Source organism: Acinetobacter sp. Gutcm_16, from assembly GCF_028649355.1.
Taxonomy (GTDB): Bacteria; Pseudomonadota; Gammaproteobacteria; order Pseudomonadales; family Moraxellaceae; genus Acinetobacter; species Acinetobacter johnsonii.
This window is the reverse complement of sequence record NZ_JAQSUV010000033.1, coordinates 233,590-249,681: the sequence shown is the minus strand read 5'-3', so window position 1 is coordinate 249,681 and position 16,092 is coordinate 233,590. Positions and strand designations below refer to the sequence as shown.

Below are 16,092 nucleotides of genomic sequence, written 5' to 3'. Positions count from 1 at the left end.
TGTGAAGTAAATAAAAAAACCGAACTGTTGAGAGATTTATCAGTTCGGCAAAAGATTAGCAGATTAATGAGGCAATTTGATAAGTTTTGTCACGTCATAGCCATAATCTTTCGCAGTGTTTATATATGACTGATAAGTTGCTTCATCTAGTTGCGGTTCACGTGACAAAATCCATAGGTATTTATTACTTGGGCCACCCACCAGTGCCACTTTATATTCCGGGTCTACTCGTAATACCCAGTAATGACCTTTAGTAAAGGGGATCCATCTTAAACCTTTAGGCAAAAAGCTGACCTTCAGTTTGCTGTTCCCCTGATTTTGCGAATACGCAACACCTTCAGAGCTAATTATCTCGCCATTGGCAGTTCGGCAGCTATTCAATACGCCGATAGTTTGATCGGCATTGACGCTATATTGTGCCGTGATATTAGCTATACATTTACGCTGAAAATACATCGGTAAATGCGCAATTTCATACCATTTACCGGCATACTTCTGTATATATACCCGATCAACTGCCTGAGGCGCAGCAGTTTCTGCTTGAGTCGTTGTATTTAAGCTGATGATAGACAGTGCTATCGCTGCAAAAGCAGACTTAAATCGCATCTTCATTTTTTAGCCTTGTTGGATCTCAGGATTAAGATAACCCAGCTAGATGTGAACAAAGCGTGAAGATCAAATGATGCGATTCAGTTTCTCCAGATCAGGAAATGCCATCTGAATATTCACTACCTAATGCGTTATTGCAGTTTATTTGAGAGACCCAAACAAGATTACTTTTTCAAAGCCATTTTTTGCTGTCATCTGCAACAGGCGTTCCATGTATCACATGCTGAATCATGGTATAGGCTATACTACCCTTAAACGGAATCTCGGGTAACTGATCAAATTTAAAAAATTGCGCATCGCTGAGTTCATTTTCTTGAATCTGAATTTCCCCTCCCTGATATTCTGCCTTGAAGGCCATCATCAGATTGCTGGGAAACGGCCACGGCTGACTGGCTAGATATTGAATATTTTTGATTTGTAGTCCCACTTCTTCCAGCGTTTCACGGCTTACTGCCTCTTCCAGGGTTTCTCCAACTTCAACAAAACCTGCAATCAGGCTGTACATCTGGGTTTTGTTGCGAGCATTTTTTGCCAGCAGAATTTCATCTGTACCTCGGGTAATGATGGTAATCACACAGGGATTCACCCGCGGATACTGGTTATAGCCACAGGATGGACAGATCATGGCATACTGGCTGACATGCTGCTGGGTGGCGTGACCGCATTTACTGCAAAAGCGGTGGTTACGGCGCCATTCCAGTAACTGTACCGCACGGCTGGCCTGTTCAAACTGCGGTCTGCTCCAGACTTGCACCAGTTGCCGGATTGGAACCAGCTGATAACCTTCCGGCACCGGTTCGTCTTCTTTCAGGTCACGAGCAATGATCTCGCAATTTTCCGACAGGTTTAGGTCGTGCTGCAGTCTTTCTACCTGCGGCAACTGAAAATGCTCATCCAATAGTAATTGCTGCTGTCTAAAAATATACGCTTTTGAATGCATGCTCATGACAATTCCCTGATTAAAAAAATCCCATACAGAGGGGTGTATGGGACAAAACTAAGGAAGCTCACATGGAGTAACTTCAAGCCAGATACTAGGCGTGAGCTACTTGAATTACAACCATAATAATTTTTATCTTTTTGATTAAAATCACATAATTTTCACACTACTCATGTATTAAGAAATCATGTAAAGCGAGTTTCATCAACTGGCTTTAGCATTGTAGGGATGAATATTTTGTTATAGCAGTACTCATCATTTCTGTGCGATGTCAGCGGGCCATCTGGTCGAGTTGGATTGATTCAACATGCAGGATGATCTTTATTTTCACAAAAAATTGAACTGTCTTGACTTACACTGCGCTATCTTTCATAGGGTCTGGAATGGCTATGCGTTTCGGTTTAATTCTGGGTGACCAGCTTCATCATCAGCTTGCTACGATCAAAGCGCTGGATCGTATCAGGGATGTGATCCTGATGGCCGAAGTTGTTGAGGAAGCCACTTATGTCGCCCATCATCCGCAGAAAATTGCCCTGATTTTTAGCGCCATGCGTCATTTTGCCAAAGAACTCAAAGCCGAAGGCTGGCGTGTACGTTACCATGCTTTTAAATCTGATAGTCCGATTCGTAGCCTGCTGGATTTCGTAGAGTCACAGCAGCAACTCTTACCAGTCACAGAACTGGTCATTACGCACTGCGGGGAATATCGTTTACAGCAGCAGATTGAACAGTATTGGAGCCAGCAGCTGCAATTGCCAGTACAATGCCTGAATGATGAACGTTTTTTCTGTAGTCCGGAGCAGTTCCGACACTGGGCCAGTCGCTACCAGACACTGCGTATGGAATATTTTTACCGGGAAATGCGCAAGCAGACCGGTTACTTGATGCAAGGACAGCAGCCGTTTGGAGAACAGTGGAACTATGACAGCGCCAATCGTAGGGCCTGGGCTGGCAATCCCCCTTTGCCTGCACCACTTCACTTTGAACACGATCAGATTGATCTGGATGTGCTTGAATTGGTTGAACGTGAATTTTCCCGTCACTCTGGCAGCCTTGACAACTTCCGCTGGGGCACCACACGTAGCAATGCTCTGCTTGCACTGGAGCATTTCATTACCCACAGTTTGCCACATTTTGGCGATTATCAAGATGCCATGGTTCAAGACTCAGACATGCTGTTTCACAGCCTGCTCTCACCTTATCTGAACTGTGGTCTGCTACTACCTAAAGAAGTCTGTGATGCGGCAGAAGCTGCATACCATGCCGGTCATGCACCACTGAATGCAGTGGAAGGCTTTATCCGACAAATTCTCGGCTGGCGCGAATATGTTCGCGGAATTTACTGGCTGTACATGCCAGAATATGCCAGCCGCAATGCACTGCAGCACTCAGCACCATTGCCACAATTTTACTGGACTGGCCGTACTCGGATGAACTGTATGGCTGAGTGTTTCCGTAATACTTTTCAGCATGCCTATGCACATCATATCCAGCGTTTGATGGTGACTGGAAATTTTGCCTTATTAACTGGTGTAGACCCGCAGCAGATCAGCGAGTGGTATCTGGCAGTCTATGCCGATGCCTATGAATGGGTAGAACTACCGAACACGCTGGGTATGGTGATGCATGCCGATAGCGGCTTTATGGCCAGCAAACCCTATGCGGCCTCGGGCAATTACATCCATAAGATGTCCGATTACTGTAAGCACTGTAGCTACAATGTCAAAACTCGCACAGAGCTAGATAGCTGTCCGTTCAATAGCCTGTACTGGTATTTTATGATCCGGAATGAGGCGAAATTTCGTACTCATCCACGTATGGGCATGATCTATCGACAGCTAGATAAACTTAAAGATCGGCATCAGATTATCAGCCATGCCCAGCAACTTCTTAGCCAGATCAATGAGTTATAAACGATGAAAAAACAGCATCTCCCTGAAAAAATCTGTATCCACTGTTTGCGCCCTTTTAGTTGGCGCAAGAAATGGTACCGCTGCTGGGAGGAAGTACAATATTGTTCTGAACGATGTAAACGTGAGTCCAGACGGTAATCAAAATCAAACACTTAGAAACGCTTGTATTGGCGTGAACAATAGGCCCGTATCACATCAGGTAAACGCAGCTGCAGATGCTTGGTTTTTCGGCCTGTCACACGTGCACGCCACATTTTAAAGCTACTGGGTTTCATATTTTGCCGCATCAAGCGGATCACTGCCGCTTCGTTCAAACCAAACTCACATTGAATGGCTTCAAATGGGGTTCGATCCTCCCAGGCCATTTCGATAATTCTGGATAAGTCTTCTTCAGAAAATTGGTTCATGCCATTCTCATTTTAATTACTATGAAGCTTCAATAAGTTCTATCAACTCATTTACATAACTTGAGTCAACTTTAATTCAACTAAAAGCATAATAATACGATCATGAATTTTTTGTGATTTTCTCTAGTTTACGGACTAAACACAAATAATAGGGCTAGTTAGACTAGCCCTTTTAAATCTTAGTTGCCTCTATAAGTCGAATATCCATAAGGACTTAGAAGTAGAGGAATATGATAATGGCTGACACTTCCATCTACCTTAAAAATTACAGGAACTTCAGAAAAGAAGGTATCTTGCTTATTTTTTTTAAACCAGTCCTCGGTTTTAAAGGTAACTTTATAAATACCAGCTTCAAGCTTCTGATTTTCAGGAAACAATCCAGTAATACGGCCATTAGGGCCAGTATATTGCTGATTTAATTTCACCCATTTATTCCCGGTACTTTTTTCGAGTACCACCTCGACTTGAGCGGAAGGCAGACCATTTTCTAGATTCAACACATGCACACTTAAGGGGTTAGTTTGTGCAAAAGTCATTGAGGTCAACAATAGTGTTGAGAGTGGCAATAATTTTTTAAACATGATGGATTCCTTAAGGATTGAAAATAGACTTAACAGCTGTTTCAGCGCAGTAATGGTCATTTTTTGCGCCCCCTGCTCCGGCAACGCCAATGGCGCCGACCACTTGACTCTCATAACGCACAGGTACGCCGCCACCTAACAATAGTAAATTTGATAAAGTGGTTAAATTTTTTGCATCCTTATTTTCATGGGCATTTTGACTTAACAACATGGTCTCCATTTTGGTGGATAAAGCGGTATAGGCTTTCTTTTCGGCTGCGCCTAAATTATGTGGCCCGACAGTTTCATGTCTCTTTGAAATCAAGGTATTTCCTCCCCGATCTACCACCACCACGGCAATATTGTGCTGTATTTTTTGACATACGGTCACAGCAGCATCAATAAGAGTTTGTGCTGTCTGAGAATCAAGTGAATAAACTTGATTCAATTGAACGGATTGTGCAAAAGTACTGCTACTCATCAGCATTACTGTTGCAATAAGCCCTTTGAGTTTGTTCATCATGATTGCCCTGAATTAAGTTTTAAAAATCTTATACAATCTGAATGATTTGGATGATGACAATCACATTACAAAGTTGTCATCTTCAAAATGAGCCTGAACAAAATGTGTATTCTAATTATCGAAGATGAAGTGAAAATCGCCTCATATCTAGTTAAAGGGTTAAATGAATCTGGCTATGAGGCGCAATGTGTCCATTCAGGGCTAGAAGGCTTGGAAAAGTTAAAAATGCATGCATATAGTCTGGTTATATTAGATGTGATGTTGCCCGATATAGATGGCTGGGCAGTCCTGACAGTATTGCGACAATTTTCTAAGATTCCAGTAATTTTTCTTACCGCAAAAGACCAAGTGATTGATCGGGTCAAAGGTTTGGAACTAGGCGCCGATGATTATCTAGCCAAGCCTTTTTCTTATATTGAATTACTGGCCCGAATTAAAAGTCTACTTAGACGTCAGCAGTATGTAGAGGAAAATCAATTAGAAATTGCAAATTTAAAATTGGATTTAATCCATCATAAAGTCTGGCGTAACCAACAGCCTGTAGAACTCAGTAAAAAAGAATTCAATCTTTTGCGCTTCTTACTTCGCCATCCGAATGAAATTATTACGCGCAGGCAAATAGCGTCTGAAGTCTGGCAGATCAATTTTGATACCGATACTAATTTTATTGATGTAGCTGTGCGGCGTTTACGCAGTAAAATTGATGAGGGACATGATATAAAGTTAATTCATACTGTTCGCGGTTTGGGCTATAAAATTTCGGTAGACAAATAATGTTTAACCCCATTCGTTCGCTAGAACTACGATTAACACTACTAGCTACCACTTGTGCTGCGATGGTTCTGTGTACTGTGGCGTTGATGACTTATCTTGGCATAAACCAGATTCTAATTACACAGCAAGATCGGGCTTTGGTTGAACGTATTGAACGTCTGGAAATTTTATTGCAGGACAGTCGCAATATTGAGCAGATTATTGCGCAGCCGAAGCTGTATCAAAATATGCTCGGCAATCAGGACAATCTATTTGTATTGCTTAAAGGGAATCAGGCTCTGATCAACATTAATCCTCTTGGCATTCCACTGCCTGAATTTACCCACCAGCCCCAGATTCAATTCCGTGATTTATCGGCTTATACTTATCCCACCCGTGTTGCATGGAAAACTATTCAAATTAATCGACAACCCTATCTATTAATTGCAGGCAAGCAGTGGTCGGAACGTTTAGCGATTATCTCGCCTTTTAAAAAACGTCTATTTATCTATGTATTTAGCGGCATTCTAGCCATTTTCATACTTTGCGCGATTGCCAGCCGTTTCGGATTGAACGCATTAAGAACACTACGCAAACAAACTCATGCTATTAGTATTCACAAACTTGAACAGAGACTTAATCTAAATCATCCTCCTCAAGAGATCGAACAACTAGCCTCCGATATTAACGCCATGCTTGACCGTATTGAACTAGGATATAGCCAACTGAATCGTTTTTCCGAAGACATTGCTCATGAATTCAGAACACCTTTGAATAATTTAATCGGGCAAACCGAAATTTTACTCATGAGTAAACGTAGTCCCGCACAGTATCAGGAACTCTTGATTTCCAACTTAGAGGACTATCAACGTTTAAAACGAATGATTGACAGCATGTTATTTCTAGCACGCGCAGATGCGCACAAAGTTTGCTTAAACAAACAGAAGATTCAACTTCAATCATTTATAGAAGATATATTCAGTATTTTCGAGTATCAAGCCGAAGAACAACACTGCAATTTTGTTTTAAGTCTTGAGGCGACTGAGCTATCGGCAGATCCTGAACTGTTACAACAAGTGCTGTATAATCTGATATCAAATGCGCTCGTTCACGGCGGCAATCACCGAACTATTTATGTGCTTAGCCACCGGAAGATCATTAATAATATGCAGATGATTACATTATCTGTAATCACCAGTGGTTTGGAAGTTGCCCCTGAGCATTTGCCTCATCTCTTTGAGCGTTTTTATCAGTGCAACTCCAGCAGACAAAGTCCTCATCAAACGGGTGGTTTAGGCCTATCGATTGTTGCATCCATTTTAACGCTTCATCAGGGAATGTATCAGGCAGTCAATAGCGCAGAAGGTATATGCTTTGAATTGTGTTTTCCTAAATAGTCTTAAATTTAAATGTATGTATTAGGACATCAGTAAAGTAAATATTTACGTTATATTAAAAAATTAATTTAGACTTTAATTTTTTCTTATGCATATACATTTTTTTATCAGCTTGTTCTGCTGCAAATAATAAACCTTTATTTGGGACTCTCATTGAAAAACCAATAGCTATACTAATATCAACCTCACAAAAAGCATCTAGAATTCTTTTTAAAAGTATTTCAGCCCCTACTGAGTTGTTTTCCATACTTAATATTACAAATTCATCTCCACCTAATCTAGCAATAATATCATTACTGCGCACTGTATTCACAAGCACATTTGCAGCGCACTGTATTAAATGATCGCCAGCCGAATGCCCCAAACTATCATTAACTTGTTTCAAATCGTTTATATCAATAAAAAAAATTGCTGCTGGATGGCCATACCGTTTACATCGCTCTTCTTCCTTTTCTAAGAATTCTTCCCAAGCTCTTCTATTGTACAGACCAGTCAAATCATCTTTAAATACTTTTTTTCTTAAACTTTTAAACTCATTAATATGCTTAAATTGACGTAATTCAGCTTGAAGTATTCTACTAAGTAAATCTCCTAATAATTCTATTATAGCTATATCTTGACTTATATTTTCAGATTTTGTTTGAGGGTGAATAGCACATAATGTTCCAAATAAGCTACCATCCTCATTAGTTATAGGTTGGCCAATATATGATTTAATACTTACCTGATTATTAATTGGTGCACTTGCATATAGTTCAATTTTTTCTGAGGCAGGAGCAATTTTTGGACCATTTCCTTTAACCATATGGCAACAAAATGAATCAGCCCATTTGAAAACTTGACCTGGTTTAATATGGTATCCATGGTCTTCTGTTTGTAATACTATCCAATCATCACCTTCTACCCGAGTAATCATACATAAGTCAAATCCAAACCTCTGATGTAAAAAATTTAAAATTTCTCTTCCTGCATCTTCAAAATTTTTAAACTTTTGTTTATTCATTAAAGTAGTCCTTGGTTGTATACTAGCCATCTTTCGGTGAAACTTTTGATCCTAAACATACATTCTTATATCAAAATTAAAAAACATATAAAAGCAGCTAAATTAATATACACAAAAAAAACATATTTTTCATAAAGTTGTTTTTACTTTACAATGTTTTTCAATATAGACTATTGATACTTAAATTAAATAAAAAATTACTTTTATTTCGCATAAAATGTATTGGAGCCAAGGAGGGTCTGAAAAGTGAAGAGTGATCTTAGAAAGCTAAATATTGAGTATGTTTTAAATTCTATTGATAAAAGTACAGATCTTCAACTTATACTTAACTCGATATGTTCTTGGCTTGAATCAAATATTACAGATGCTTTAGTCACAATTATGCTTTATTCAGAAGTGGAGCAAACATTAACACTTGTAAATGGGGAACATCACTTTTCTTCTAAATATTGTCGTTCAATCAGTCCTTTAAAAGTTAAGGATAAGAATGGATCTTGTGGTACAGCTGCTTTTTCTAGAAAAACTATTATTAGTCGTAATTTGATACTTGATCCTAATTGGAAAAATTATTTAGAGTTTGTTAGAGAAGAAAATATTATTAGTTGTTGGTCTGTACCTATTATAAGTGCTAAAGGTATCTTATATGGAACTTTTGGCACCTACTATCGTGAAGAGAAGACGCCCAGATCAGAGCACTTTGAATTTATAAATCAAGCGGTATCATTAATTGCGTTAGCAATTGAAAGAGAAAATGAATACAAACAGAGACTAGCTATTAATGAAAAATATAGCTCTTTTTATACACATCATCCTGATTTAATTATTGAAATTGACCTTAATGGTTATATTTTAAATTCAAATATTACTTGTAATAAAATTCTTGGATTCTCAGAAAAACAGATATTAGGAAAACATTTTTGGACTTTTATACCAACTAAATATCATAAACTTATTAACTTAGCATTTAAAGATGCATTAAAAGGTATTGCTAAACATTATAAAATTCCTGCATATCATGCTTCTGGAAAACTCATTTGGCTTGATCTTACAAATTTACCCATTATTCAAAATCAAAAAGTCACTGGTGTATTTGCCATCGCACGTGATATTTCTACACGATTAAAAAATGAAGAAAGCCTGCGCTTATTAAAGCGCGGGGTAGATGCGAGTCCAAATGGGATCTTCATAACTGACATCTCTGATAAATTAGAAATAGTTTTTGTTAACCCCTCATTTACATCTATAACTGGATATAGCCCAGAAGAAATTTTAGGCAAAAGTTATAACTTCTTGTCAGGACCTGAAACTGATTTAATTCAGGTAGAAAAGATCAAAACAGGAATAAAGGAACTAAAAGAAGCAACAGTGAAATTAAAAAAGTACCGCAGAAATGGAACTTGGTTTTGGTGTCGTTTAACGTTTGGGCCTGTATTCGATCAAAATAATATTTGTACTCACTTCTTAGGTAATATTGAAGATATAACTGAGGATGAAAAAAACAGAAGTTATATTAAGTATCAACATACCCGTGACTCAATCACTGGTTTGCCAAATCAGAGAACATTTAATAAATTTTTAGAAAAAGAATTTGAACAAAAAAATCAATCCCCAGCTAGTCTGGCATTATTTTACATTGATCTTGATGATTTTAGATCTATGAATGAAAGTCTAGGCTATTTGATCGGTGATAAAATAATTAGAGATATCGGCTCACGTTTACAGGACTTATTAAAAAAAGATGGTTTACTGAGTCGATATATTGAAGATAAGTTTATTTTATTAGTAAAAAATTCTAAAAATCATAACCAGTTATTTACTTTGGCAGAAAGTATACTTGACCTTATTTCTCAAAACTTTCAGATTGAAAATAAAACTCTACATTTAACAGCTAGTATTGGAATTGCCGTAAGAAACTCTAATACTCGATATGCTTCAGAGCTGTTATATGAATCCATGAATGCCCTGAAAGAAGCAAAAAAACAAGGAAGAAACACGTGGTATTTATATAAAAGAGATCCAAACAAATTTTTCCCAGAGAAAGATTATGCTCTTTTGCGATTAGAACTTATGACTGCACTAAAGGAAAAACAATTTAGATTATTTTATCAACCTTTGGTGGATCCACGAACAGGAAAAGTTCACAGTGTAGAAGCACTGATTCGCTGGCATCATCCTCAAAAAGGCTTTATTTTTCCTGATACTTTCATTCCATTAGCCGAAAGAACTGGTCAAATTGTCGCAATTGGTCAGTGGGTTCTTGAACAAGCGTGTTTTGATATTGCCCATATAAATGGAAAAAATAACGCTACAATTTCGGTCTCTGTCAATATTTCTCCTCTTCAATTCGGTCGCAGTAATTTCCTTAGTTGCTTGGAAAGTGTACTGATTAAAAGTAAACTACCAGCTAATCTTCTTAAAATCGAAATTACAGAAGGCGTGATTATTAATGGTGCAGATAGAGCAATTGAGATATTAAAGTCAGTTCGTGAGCTAGGAGTAAAAGTTTCAATTGATGATTTTGGAACAGGTTATTCAAGTCTTAGCTATTTACGTCGATTACCAATTAATCAAATTAAATTAGATCGTGAGTTTATAGATAATTTGACAAATAATTCTCAAGATGCATCTATAGTTCAATCTATAATTCATTTAGCTCATCAGCTTAATCTTGAGGTTGTTGCAGAAGGAGTAGAAACACTAGAACAAGCAAAAATACTTCATTATCAAAATTGTGATCTCTTGCAAGGATATTTTTACACGAAGCCAGTTGAACTGAATAACCTAATTTTTAAATACTACTCACTAGAAGAATGTTAAATTGTAGATTTTAGCTAAAAGTTAAAATCTACAAATAATGTTACTTCAAAACTAAAACTTATTAAGTAATAAAGCAATATCTATAAGCGGTTCAGTTCCTATAGTAGATGGGCTTTGTTGCACAAACCTAGCCTAGAAGGTTTATTCAGTCCTATAATTTCAATATGAATAAGCCTACTCCTAAAATCTATCGTACAACTAACTGGTCTTCCTACAATCGTGCCCTCATTAACCGGGGTAATATTTCCATTTGGTTTGATCCAAACACTCAATGGTATGCACAATCACACGGCAAACAAGTTAGAAATCAAACTTACTCTGATACCGCTATTCAATGCTGTTTAATGATCAAATCCTTATTCAGACTCTCCTTACGAATGGTCACGGGTTTTGTTTAAAGTCTGATTAAACTGTGTGGATTAAATTGGACTGCGCCAGATTACAGCACGCTTTGTCGAAGACAAAAACATATTGATATTGCGATTAGCTATCAAAAAAGTAGCGATGGGTTACATCTACTTGTGGACTCAACTGGCTTGAAGTTTCTAGGTGAAGGTGAATGGAAATGTAAAAAACATGGACCTGAATATCGTCGCCAATAGCGTAAGCTGCATATTGGTATTGATGCTGAAACGCTGCAAATACGTGCAGTACAACTTACTACAAATAATGTAAGTGATTCGCAAGTACTCGGTGATTTACTTGCTCAAATTCCTTTAGATGAACGAATTGACTCAGTCTATACCGATGGTGCTTATGACACGAAGCACTGCAGACAAGTCATTTTAGATCGAGATGCATATGCGGTCATTCCGCCAAGAAAAAATGCAAAACCATGGAAAAATCAGAAATTGAGATCTTTAGAGCGGAATGAATTACTAAAAACAGTGAAACGTTTAGGAAGAACGCTTTGGAAAAAATGGTCAGGTTATCATCGTCGAAGTTTGGTCGAAACCAAGATGCATTCCATCAAATTATTGGGCGATAAATTAACAGCAAGGAGTTTTCTTAGTCAGGTAAGTGAGATTCATGCACGCATAGCTGTATTGAATAAATTTACAGAATTAGGTCGTCCTCATACCCAAATTCTCACTTGAGTTCTGCTCAAGTGAGCAGAGTTCTGTCTTTTAAATCTTTGTGCAACAAAGCCTTGTTATAATCAAAATAACGCCCAGTCTGCTCAACAGACTGGGCGTATTTCATACAATTTTCAAGCATTTAAATGAGCCTTTCAATTGCTCAATTGATCAAGATACTTTTCGGCATCCAAAGCTGCCATACAGCCTGAGCCTGCCGAAGTAATTGCTTGGCGATAAATGCTGTCAGCAACGTCACCCGCAGCAAATACACCAGCAACAGAAGTTGCAGTTGCATTACCTGAAGTACCACTTTGTACTTGAATGTAGCCATCACGTAGGTTGAGTTGGCCGTCAAACATACCTGTATTCGGTTTGTGACCAATAGCAACAAATAAGCCCTGAACTTCAACATCTTGTATGCTTTCGTCCAAAGTTGACTTCAAGCGAACTGAAGTAACACCAGTATTATCACCTAAGACTTCATCAACTTGATTGTTCCAAAGAATACTAATTTTGCCTTCTTTTTCTTTGGCAAAAAGATGATCTTGTAGAATTTTCTCTGAACGTAAACTGTCTCTACGGTGAACTAAGGTGACATGTTCAGCAATATTAGAAAGATAAAGTGCTTCTTCAACTGCTGTGTTACCACCACCCACGACCATGACTTTTTGATTCTTATAAAAGAAACCATCACAAGTTGCACATGCGCTGACACCTTGACCCATGAATTTAGCTTCAGATTCAAGACCCAAGTATTGTGCTGTCGCACCTGTTGCAATAATCAGTGCATCACAAGTAAATTCTTCCATGTCGCCTTTTAGCACAAATGGACGGACGCTTAAATCAACTTCATTGATGTGGTCATACACAATCTCTGTACCAAAGCGTTCAGCATGGGCTTGCATTCTTTCCATAAGTGCAGGACCAGTTAAACCTTCTGGGTCGCCCGGCCAGTTATCTACCTCAGTAGTCGTTGTTAATTGACCACCAAGTTGTATACCCGCTATCAATGTAGGTTTTAAGTTTGCACGTGCTGCATACACAGCAGCACTATAACCCGCAGGCCCTGAACCTAAGATCACTAATTTAGAATGTCTCTTTTGCATTTCTGATCACCTAAAGTTTATAAGCTACGTTGATTGACACGCTTAGATAATTCTTCTGCCGACTCTTTTCGCTCTGAATAACGGTCCGTGAGGTACTGACTCTGCCCACGAGTGAGCAAGGTGAACTTATATAGTTCTTCCATTACATCGACAATTCGATCATAGAAGGATGAAGGTTTCATCCGTCCATTTTCCTCAAACTCTAAAAAAGCTTTAGGAATAGACGATTGGTTTGGAATGGTGATCATCCGCATCCAACGGCCTAAAATACGCATCTGGTTTAAGCTGTTAAAAGACTGTGAACCGCCACTGACCTGCATCAAGGCCAAAGTCTTGCCTTGTGTTGCTCGAATCGCACCGCCAGCCAATGGAATCCAATCAATCTGCGATTTAAAGATTGAACTCATTGAACCATGACGTTCATGGTGAACACCACACCATGCCTTCTGACCATGCCAAAAGTTCATGTAGTTCTTTGGCTTTTGGATGTTCCATATCTGCATCTTCAGGTAAAGGTAAACCTTTAGGATGAAAGATTTTTACTTCGGCACCAAACTGCTCCAAGATACGCCCTGCTTCCATCACCGCCAATCGGCTGTATGAACGCTCACGGTTTGAACCATACAGCAGCAAAATACGCGGTGGATGATCTAACTCTTTAGCTTGTACTTTTTCTAAAGTCGGTTGATCGAGAAGATTCACATCTACATTTGGGAGAGTCATAGAAATTACACCTCTGCTTTAAAAAACTTTTTTCTTAACCACAATGAAACGCTCACCAAAGCAATCAGTACAGGCACTTCAACCAATGGCCCAATCACCGTTGTAAAAGCGACTGGTGAAGCTAAACCGAATGTGGCGATTGCAACGGCAAGTGCTAATTCAAAGTTGTTTCCAGCCGCAGTAAAAGAGATTGCTGCTGTCTTCGGATAATCATTGCCCATCCATTTGCTCATAAAGAAGCTAATAAAGAACATCAATACAAAGTAAATTGTTAAAGGAATCGCAATACGCAAGACATCGAGTGGCAAGCTCACCACATCGTTCCCTTTGAGACTAAACATAGCCAAAATCGTGAACAGCAAAGCAATCAAACTTAGAGGACTGATTTTCGGAATAAACTTGGTTTGATACCACTCCACGCCTTTTTGTTTCACCAAAATTAAGCGCGTTAAGAAACCTAATAAAAACGGAATACCGAGATAAACCAAAACAGCATGGGTAATGGTCCAAAAATCAACATTGATCACTTGCCCTGCAACGCCAAAATAAGGCGGTAAGAAGGTCAAGAATAACCAAGCATAAGTACTAAAAAACAAAATCTGAAAGATACTGTTAAAAGCGACCAATGCTGCGACATATTGATTATCACCACAGGCCAAACCATTCCAGACTAAAACCATCGCAATACATCGTGCTAAACCAATCAGGATTACGCCTGTCATGTATTCCGGATAACTCTGTAAAAATATGATTGCCAATGCAAACATGAGCACGGGAGCGATCAGCCAGTTTTGTACTAAGGATAAAGTTAGTGTTTTCTTATCCTTAAATACTTGCGGCAACGTCGCATAGTCCACTTTTGCCAATGGCGGATACATCATCAAAATCAAACCGATTGCAATCGGGATATTGACGGAATCCACACTCATTTTATCCAACGCCACTGAGGCTTGTGGAAAGAACACACCTATCGCTATTCCCAACCCCATCGCAATGAAAATCCATAGCGTGAGGTTACGATCTAAAAAAGATAATCTTTGTTGAGCCATGATGTTCTCATTCAATATCTGAGATGTGATTGATTGCAGCAATCAATTCAGGACGAGACATGTGCGCTGTATCGAGTGCCAACAATGCATCTAAACGACGATTAATATGGTCTACAGTCACTTGGAATGCTTTGAGCTTCTCTTCTTTCGGTAAGTCTAAGTGTGATGGATCAGCCAACCCCCAATGTGCCTTGATTGCTCCACCTAAATACAGTGGACATGCTTCCTGAGCGGCCGAATCACAAACCGTAATTACCACATCAGGTTGGTATTGTTCACAATCATCAATGGTTTTACTCCACAACCCTTCAGTTGACAGACCTAGATTTTCTAAAGTTTCTATGGTCAATGGATGTACTTGCCCTGATGGCTTACTACCTGCACTGTATGCTTTCCAACCCTCTGGGGCACGACTATTAAATAGCACTTCGGACAGGATGCTACGGCAACTATTTCCAGTACACAAAAAAAGAAATTTCATCTTGTTCTACTCGCAATAACTATTGATTTGCTGAAATGATGGGGCAATTTTTGGCTGTAAATCGGCATTTTTAAGGGTGTTAAGTATGTCTAGGCACCAAATGGGTAAATTGGAATTAAGACTGTAATAAACCCATTGCCCTTGACGTCGATCTTGTAAGAGACCCGAAGAACGCAGTAAGGCTAAATGCCGTGAAATCTTAGGTTGGCTCAGCTGTAATTTTTCAGTCAAATCACAGACACACTGTTCATTATTCCCAAGAACCAACATGACAATGTTGAATCGAGTTTCATCAGCCAAACATTTAAAGAAATTGATTTGATCCATATTTTTACTCACTCAAACATATGGATATATCAATATTCACATATATCCATGAAATTTTTATTTCAATCTCTGCCCATTCGCATCAATTACTTGTTCACCATCTTCTTTAGTGAAAGCACCCTTTTGCGGTAAAGGCAAAATCTCCAGCACAATTTCAGAAGGACGACTTAAACGAGTTCCTCGTTCAGTCACCACGAATGGACGGTTAATTAAAATTGGATACTGAAGCATAAAGCACAATAATTGGTCTTCGGTCCAGTCTTCATTGTCAATTCCTAAATCTATATATGGATCAACATTCTTACGAATCGCCTCTCGCACCGTTAAACCTGCATCCGCGATCATTTGAATCAGTTCATTTTTAGATGGAGGTGTTACAAGGTACTCAATCACTTCAGGTTCAAT

General features: G+C 38.7%; 16 protein-coding genes and 2 pseudogenes. 6 read left to right on the top strand and 12 right to left on the bottom strand.

The features are described 5' to 3' along the window. Positions 1–63 precede the first annotated feature (63 nt). Together PTT44_RS11735 and nudC are read right to left on the bottom strand one after the other, a co-directional pair. Positions 64–612 (bottom strand): lipocalin family protein, encoded by a 549-nt coding sequence (locus PTT44_RS11735; RefSeq protein WP_168158504.1) that lies wholly within the window; start codon positions 610–612, stop codon positions 64–66. A gap of 169 nt (positions 613–781) precedes the next feature. After that, positions 782–1,555, bottom strand: a complete 774-nt coding sequence (gene nudC / locus PTT44_RS11730) for an NAD(+) diphosphatase (protein WP_168158505.1) — start codon at positions 1,553–1,555, stop codon at positions 782–784. Positions 1,556–1,938: 383 nt separating this feature from the next. On the opposite strand from nudC, the gene PTT44_RS11725 reads away from it, so the two are divergent. Beyond that, positions 1,939–3,462, top strand: coding sequence for a cryptochrome/photolyase family protein (locus PTT44_RS11725; RefSeq protein ID WP_168158582.1), 1,524 nt, complete (start codon positions 1,939–1,941; stop codon positions 3,460–3,462). A 3-nt stretch (positions 3,463–3,465) separates the two neighbouring features. Then, positions 3,466–3,600 carry a DUF2256 domain-containing protein gene (locus PTT44_RS11720; protein ID WP_159128059.1) on the top strand — a complete coding sequence of 45 codons (135 nt, stop codon included), beginning with the start codon at positions 3,466–3,468 and terminating at the stop codon, positions 3,598–3,600. Positions 3,601–3,614: 14 nt separating this feature from the next. Here PTT44_RS11720 and PTT44_RS11715 read toward each other — a convergent pair whose 3' ends face one another. The 3 genes from PTT44_RS11715 to PTT44_RS11705 form a co-directional block, all read right to left on the bottom strand. Beyond that, the gene (locus PTT44_RS11715; protein ID WP_058952279.1) at positions 3,615–3,869 is read right to left on the bottom strand and encodes a TIGR03643 family protein; all 255 of its coding nucleotides are present in this window, start codon (positions 3,867–3,869) and stop codon (positions 3,615–3,617) included. Between the two features lie 179 nt (positions 3,870–4,048). Next, complete coding sequence (gene uraH / locus PTT44_RS11710) at positions 4,049–4,450, bottom strand: hydroxyisourate hydrolase (protein ID WP_168158506.1); 402 nt, start codon at positions 4,448–4,450, stop codon at positions 4,049–4,051. A gap of 10 nt (positions 4,451–4,460) precedes the next feature. Then, the gene (locus PTT44_RS11705; RefSeq protein ID WP_171527511.1) at positions 4,461–4,949 is read right to left on the bottom strand and encodes a GlcG/HbpS family heme-binding protein; all 489 of its coding nucleotides are present in this window, start codon (positions 4,947–4,949) and stop codon (positions 4,461–4,463) included. Positions 4,950–5,054: 105 nt separating this feature from the next. On the opposite strand from PTT44_RS11705, the gene PTT44_RS11700 reads away from it, so the two are divergent. Next, complete coding sequence (locus tag PTT44_RS11700) at positions 5,055–5,726, top strand: heavy metal response regulator transcription factor (protein ID WP_004981589.1); 672 nt, start codon at positions 5,055–5,057, stop codon at positions 5,724–5,726. Next, a complete protein-coding gene (locus PTT44_RS11695) occupies positions 5,723–7,102 on the top strand; it encodes a heavy metal sensor histidine kinase (protein ID WP_168158583.1) in 1,380 nt (459 codons plus the stop codon). The genes PTT44_RS11700 and PTT44_RS11695 overlap by 4 nt, the downstream gene beginning before the upstream one ends. Positions 7,103–7,157: 55 nt before the next feature. Here PTT44_RS11695 and PTT44_RS11690 read toward each other — a convergent pair whose 3' ends face one another. Next, a complete protein-coding gene (locus tag PTT44_RS11690; RefSeq protein WP_004981592.1) occupies positions 7,158–8,105 on the bottom strand; it encodes a sensor domain-containing diguanylate cyclase in 948 nt (315 codons plus the stop codon). 246 nt (positions 8,106–8,351) lie between these two features. Here PTT44_RS11690 and PTT44_RS11685 point away from each other — a divergent pair, with 246 nt between their 5' ends. Continuing rightward, on the top strand, positions 8,352–10,922 hold the full coding sequence (locus PTT44_RS11685) for a bifunctional diguanylate cyclase/phosphodiesterase (protein ID WP_168158508.1): 2,571 nt from the start codon (positions 8,352–8,354) through the stop codon (positions 10,920–10,922). 164 nt (positions 10,923–11,086) lie between these two features. Then, positions 11,087–12,019: pseudogene (locus PTT44_RS11680) on the top strand (IS5 family transposase). A gap of 134 nt (positions 12,020–12,153) precedes the next feature. Here the strand turns inward: PTT44_RS11680 and trxB are convergent. The 6 genes and pseudogenes from trxB to PTT44_RS11650 all read right to left on the bottom strand — a co-directional run. After that, a complete protein-coding gene (trxB, locus tag PTT44_RS11675; protein ID WP_151836238.1) occupies positions 12,154–13,107 on the bottom strand; it encodes a thioredoxin-disulfide reductase in 954 nt (317 codons plus the stop codon). 17 nt (positions 13,108–13,124) lie between these two features. Then, positions 13,125–13,830: pseudogene (gene arsH, locus PTT44_RS11670) on the bottom strand (arsenical resistance protein ArsH). A 5-nt stretch (positions 13,831–13,835) separates the two neighbouring features. Next, entirely contained in the window at positions 13,836–14,879 is a 1,044-nt protein-coding gene (gene arsB / locus PTT44_RS11665) for an ACR3 family arsenite efflux transporter (protein WP_273795649.1), read from the bottom strand. A 7-nt stretch (positions 14,880–14,886) separates the two neighbouring features. Then, a complete protein-coding gene (locus PTT44_RS11660; RefSeq protein ID WP_168158510.1) occupies positions 14,887–15,360 on the bottom strand; it encodes an arsenate reductase ArsC in 474 nt (157 codons plus the stop codon). Between the two features lie 6 nt (positions 15,361–15,366). Further along, the gene (locus PTT44_RS11655; RefSeq protein WP_168158511.1) at positions 15,367–15,687 is read right to left on the bottom strand and encodes a metalloregulator ArsR/SmtB family transcription factor; all 321 of its coding nucleotides are present in this window, start codon (positions 15,685–15,687) and stop codon (positions 15,367–15,369) included. Positions 15,688–15,744: 57 nt separating this feature from the next. After that, positions 15,745–16,092: ArsC/Spx/MgsR family protein (locus PTT44_RS11650; protein ID WP_273795648.1), on the bottom strand; the 348-nt coding region annotated here is incomplete at its 5' end.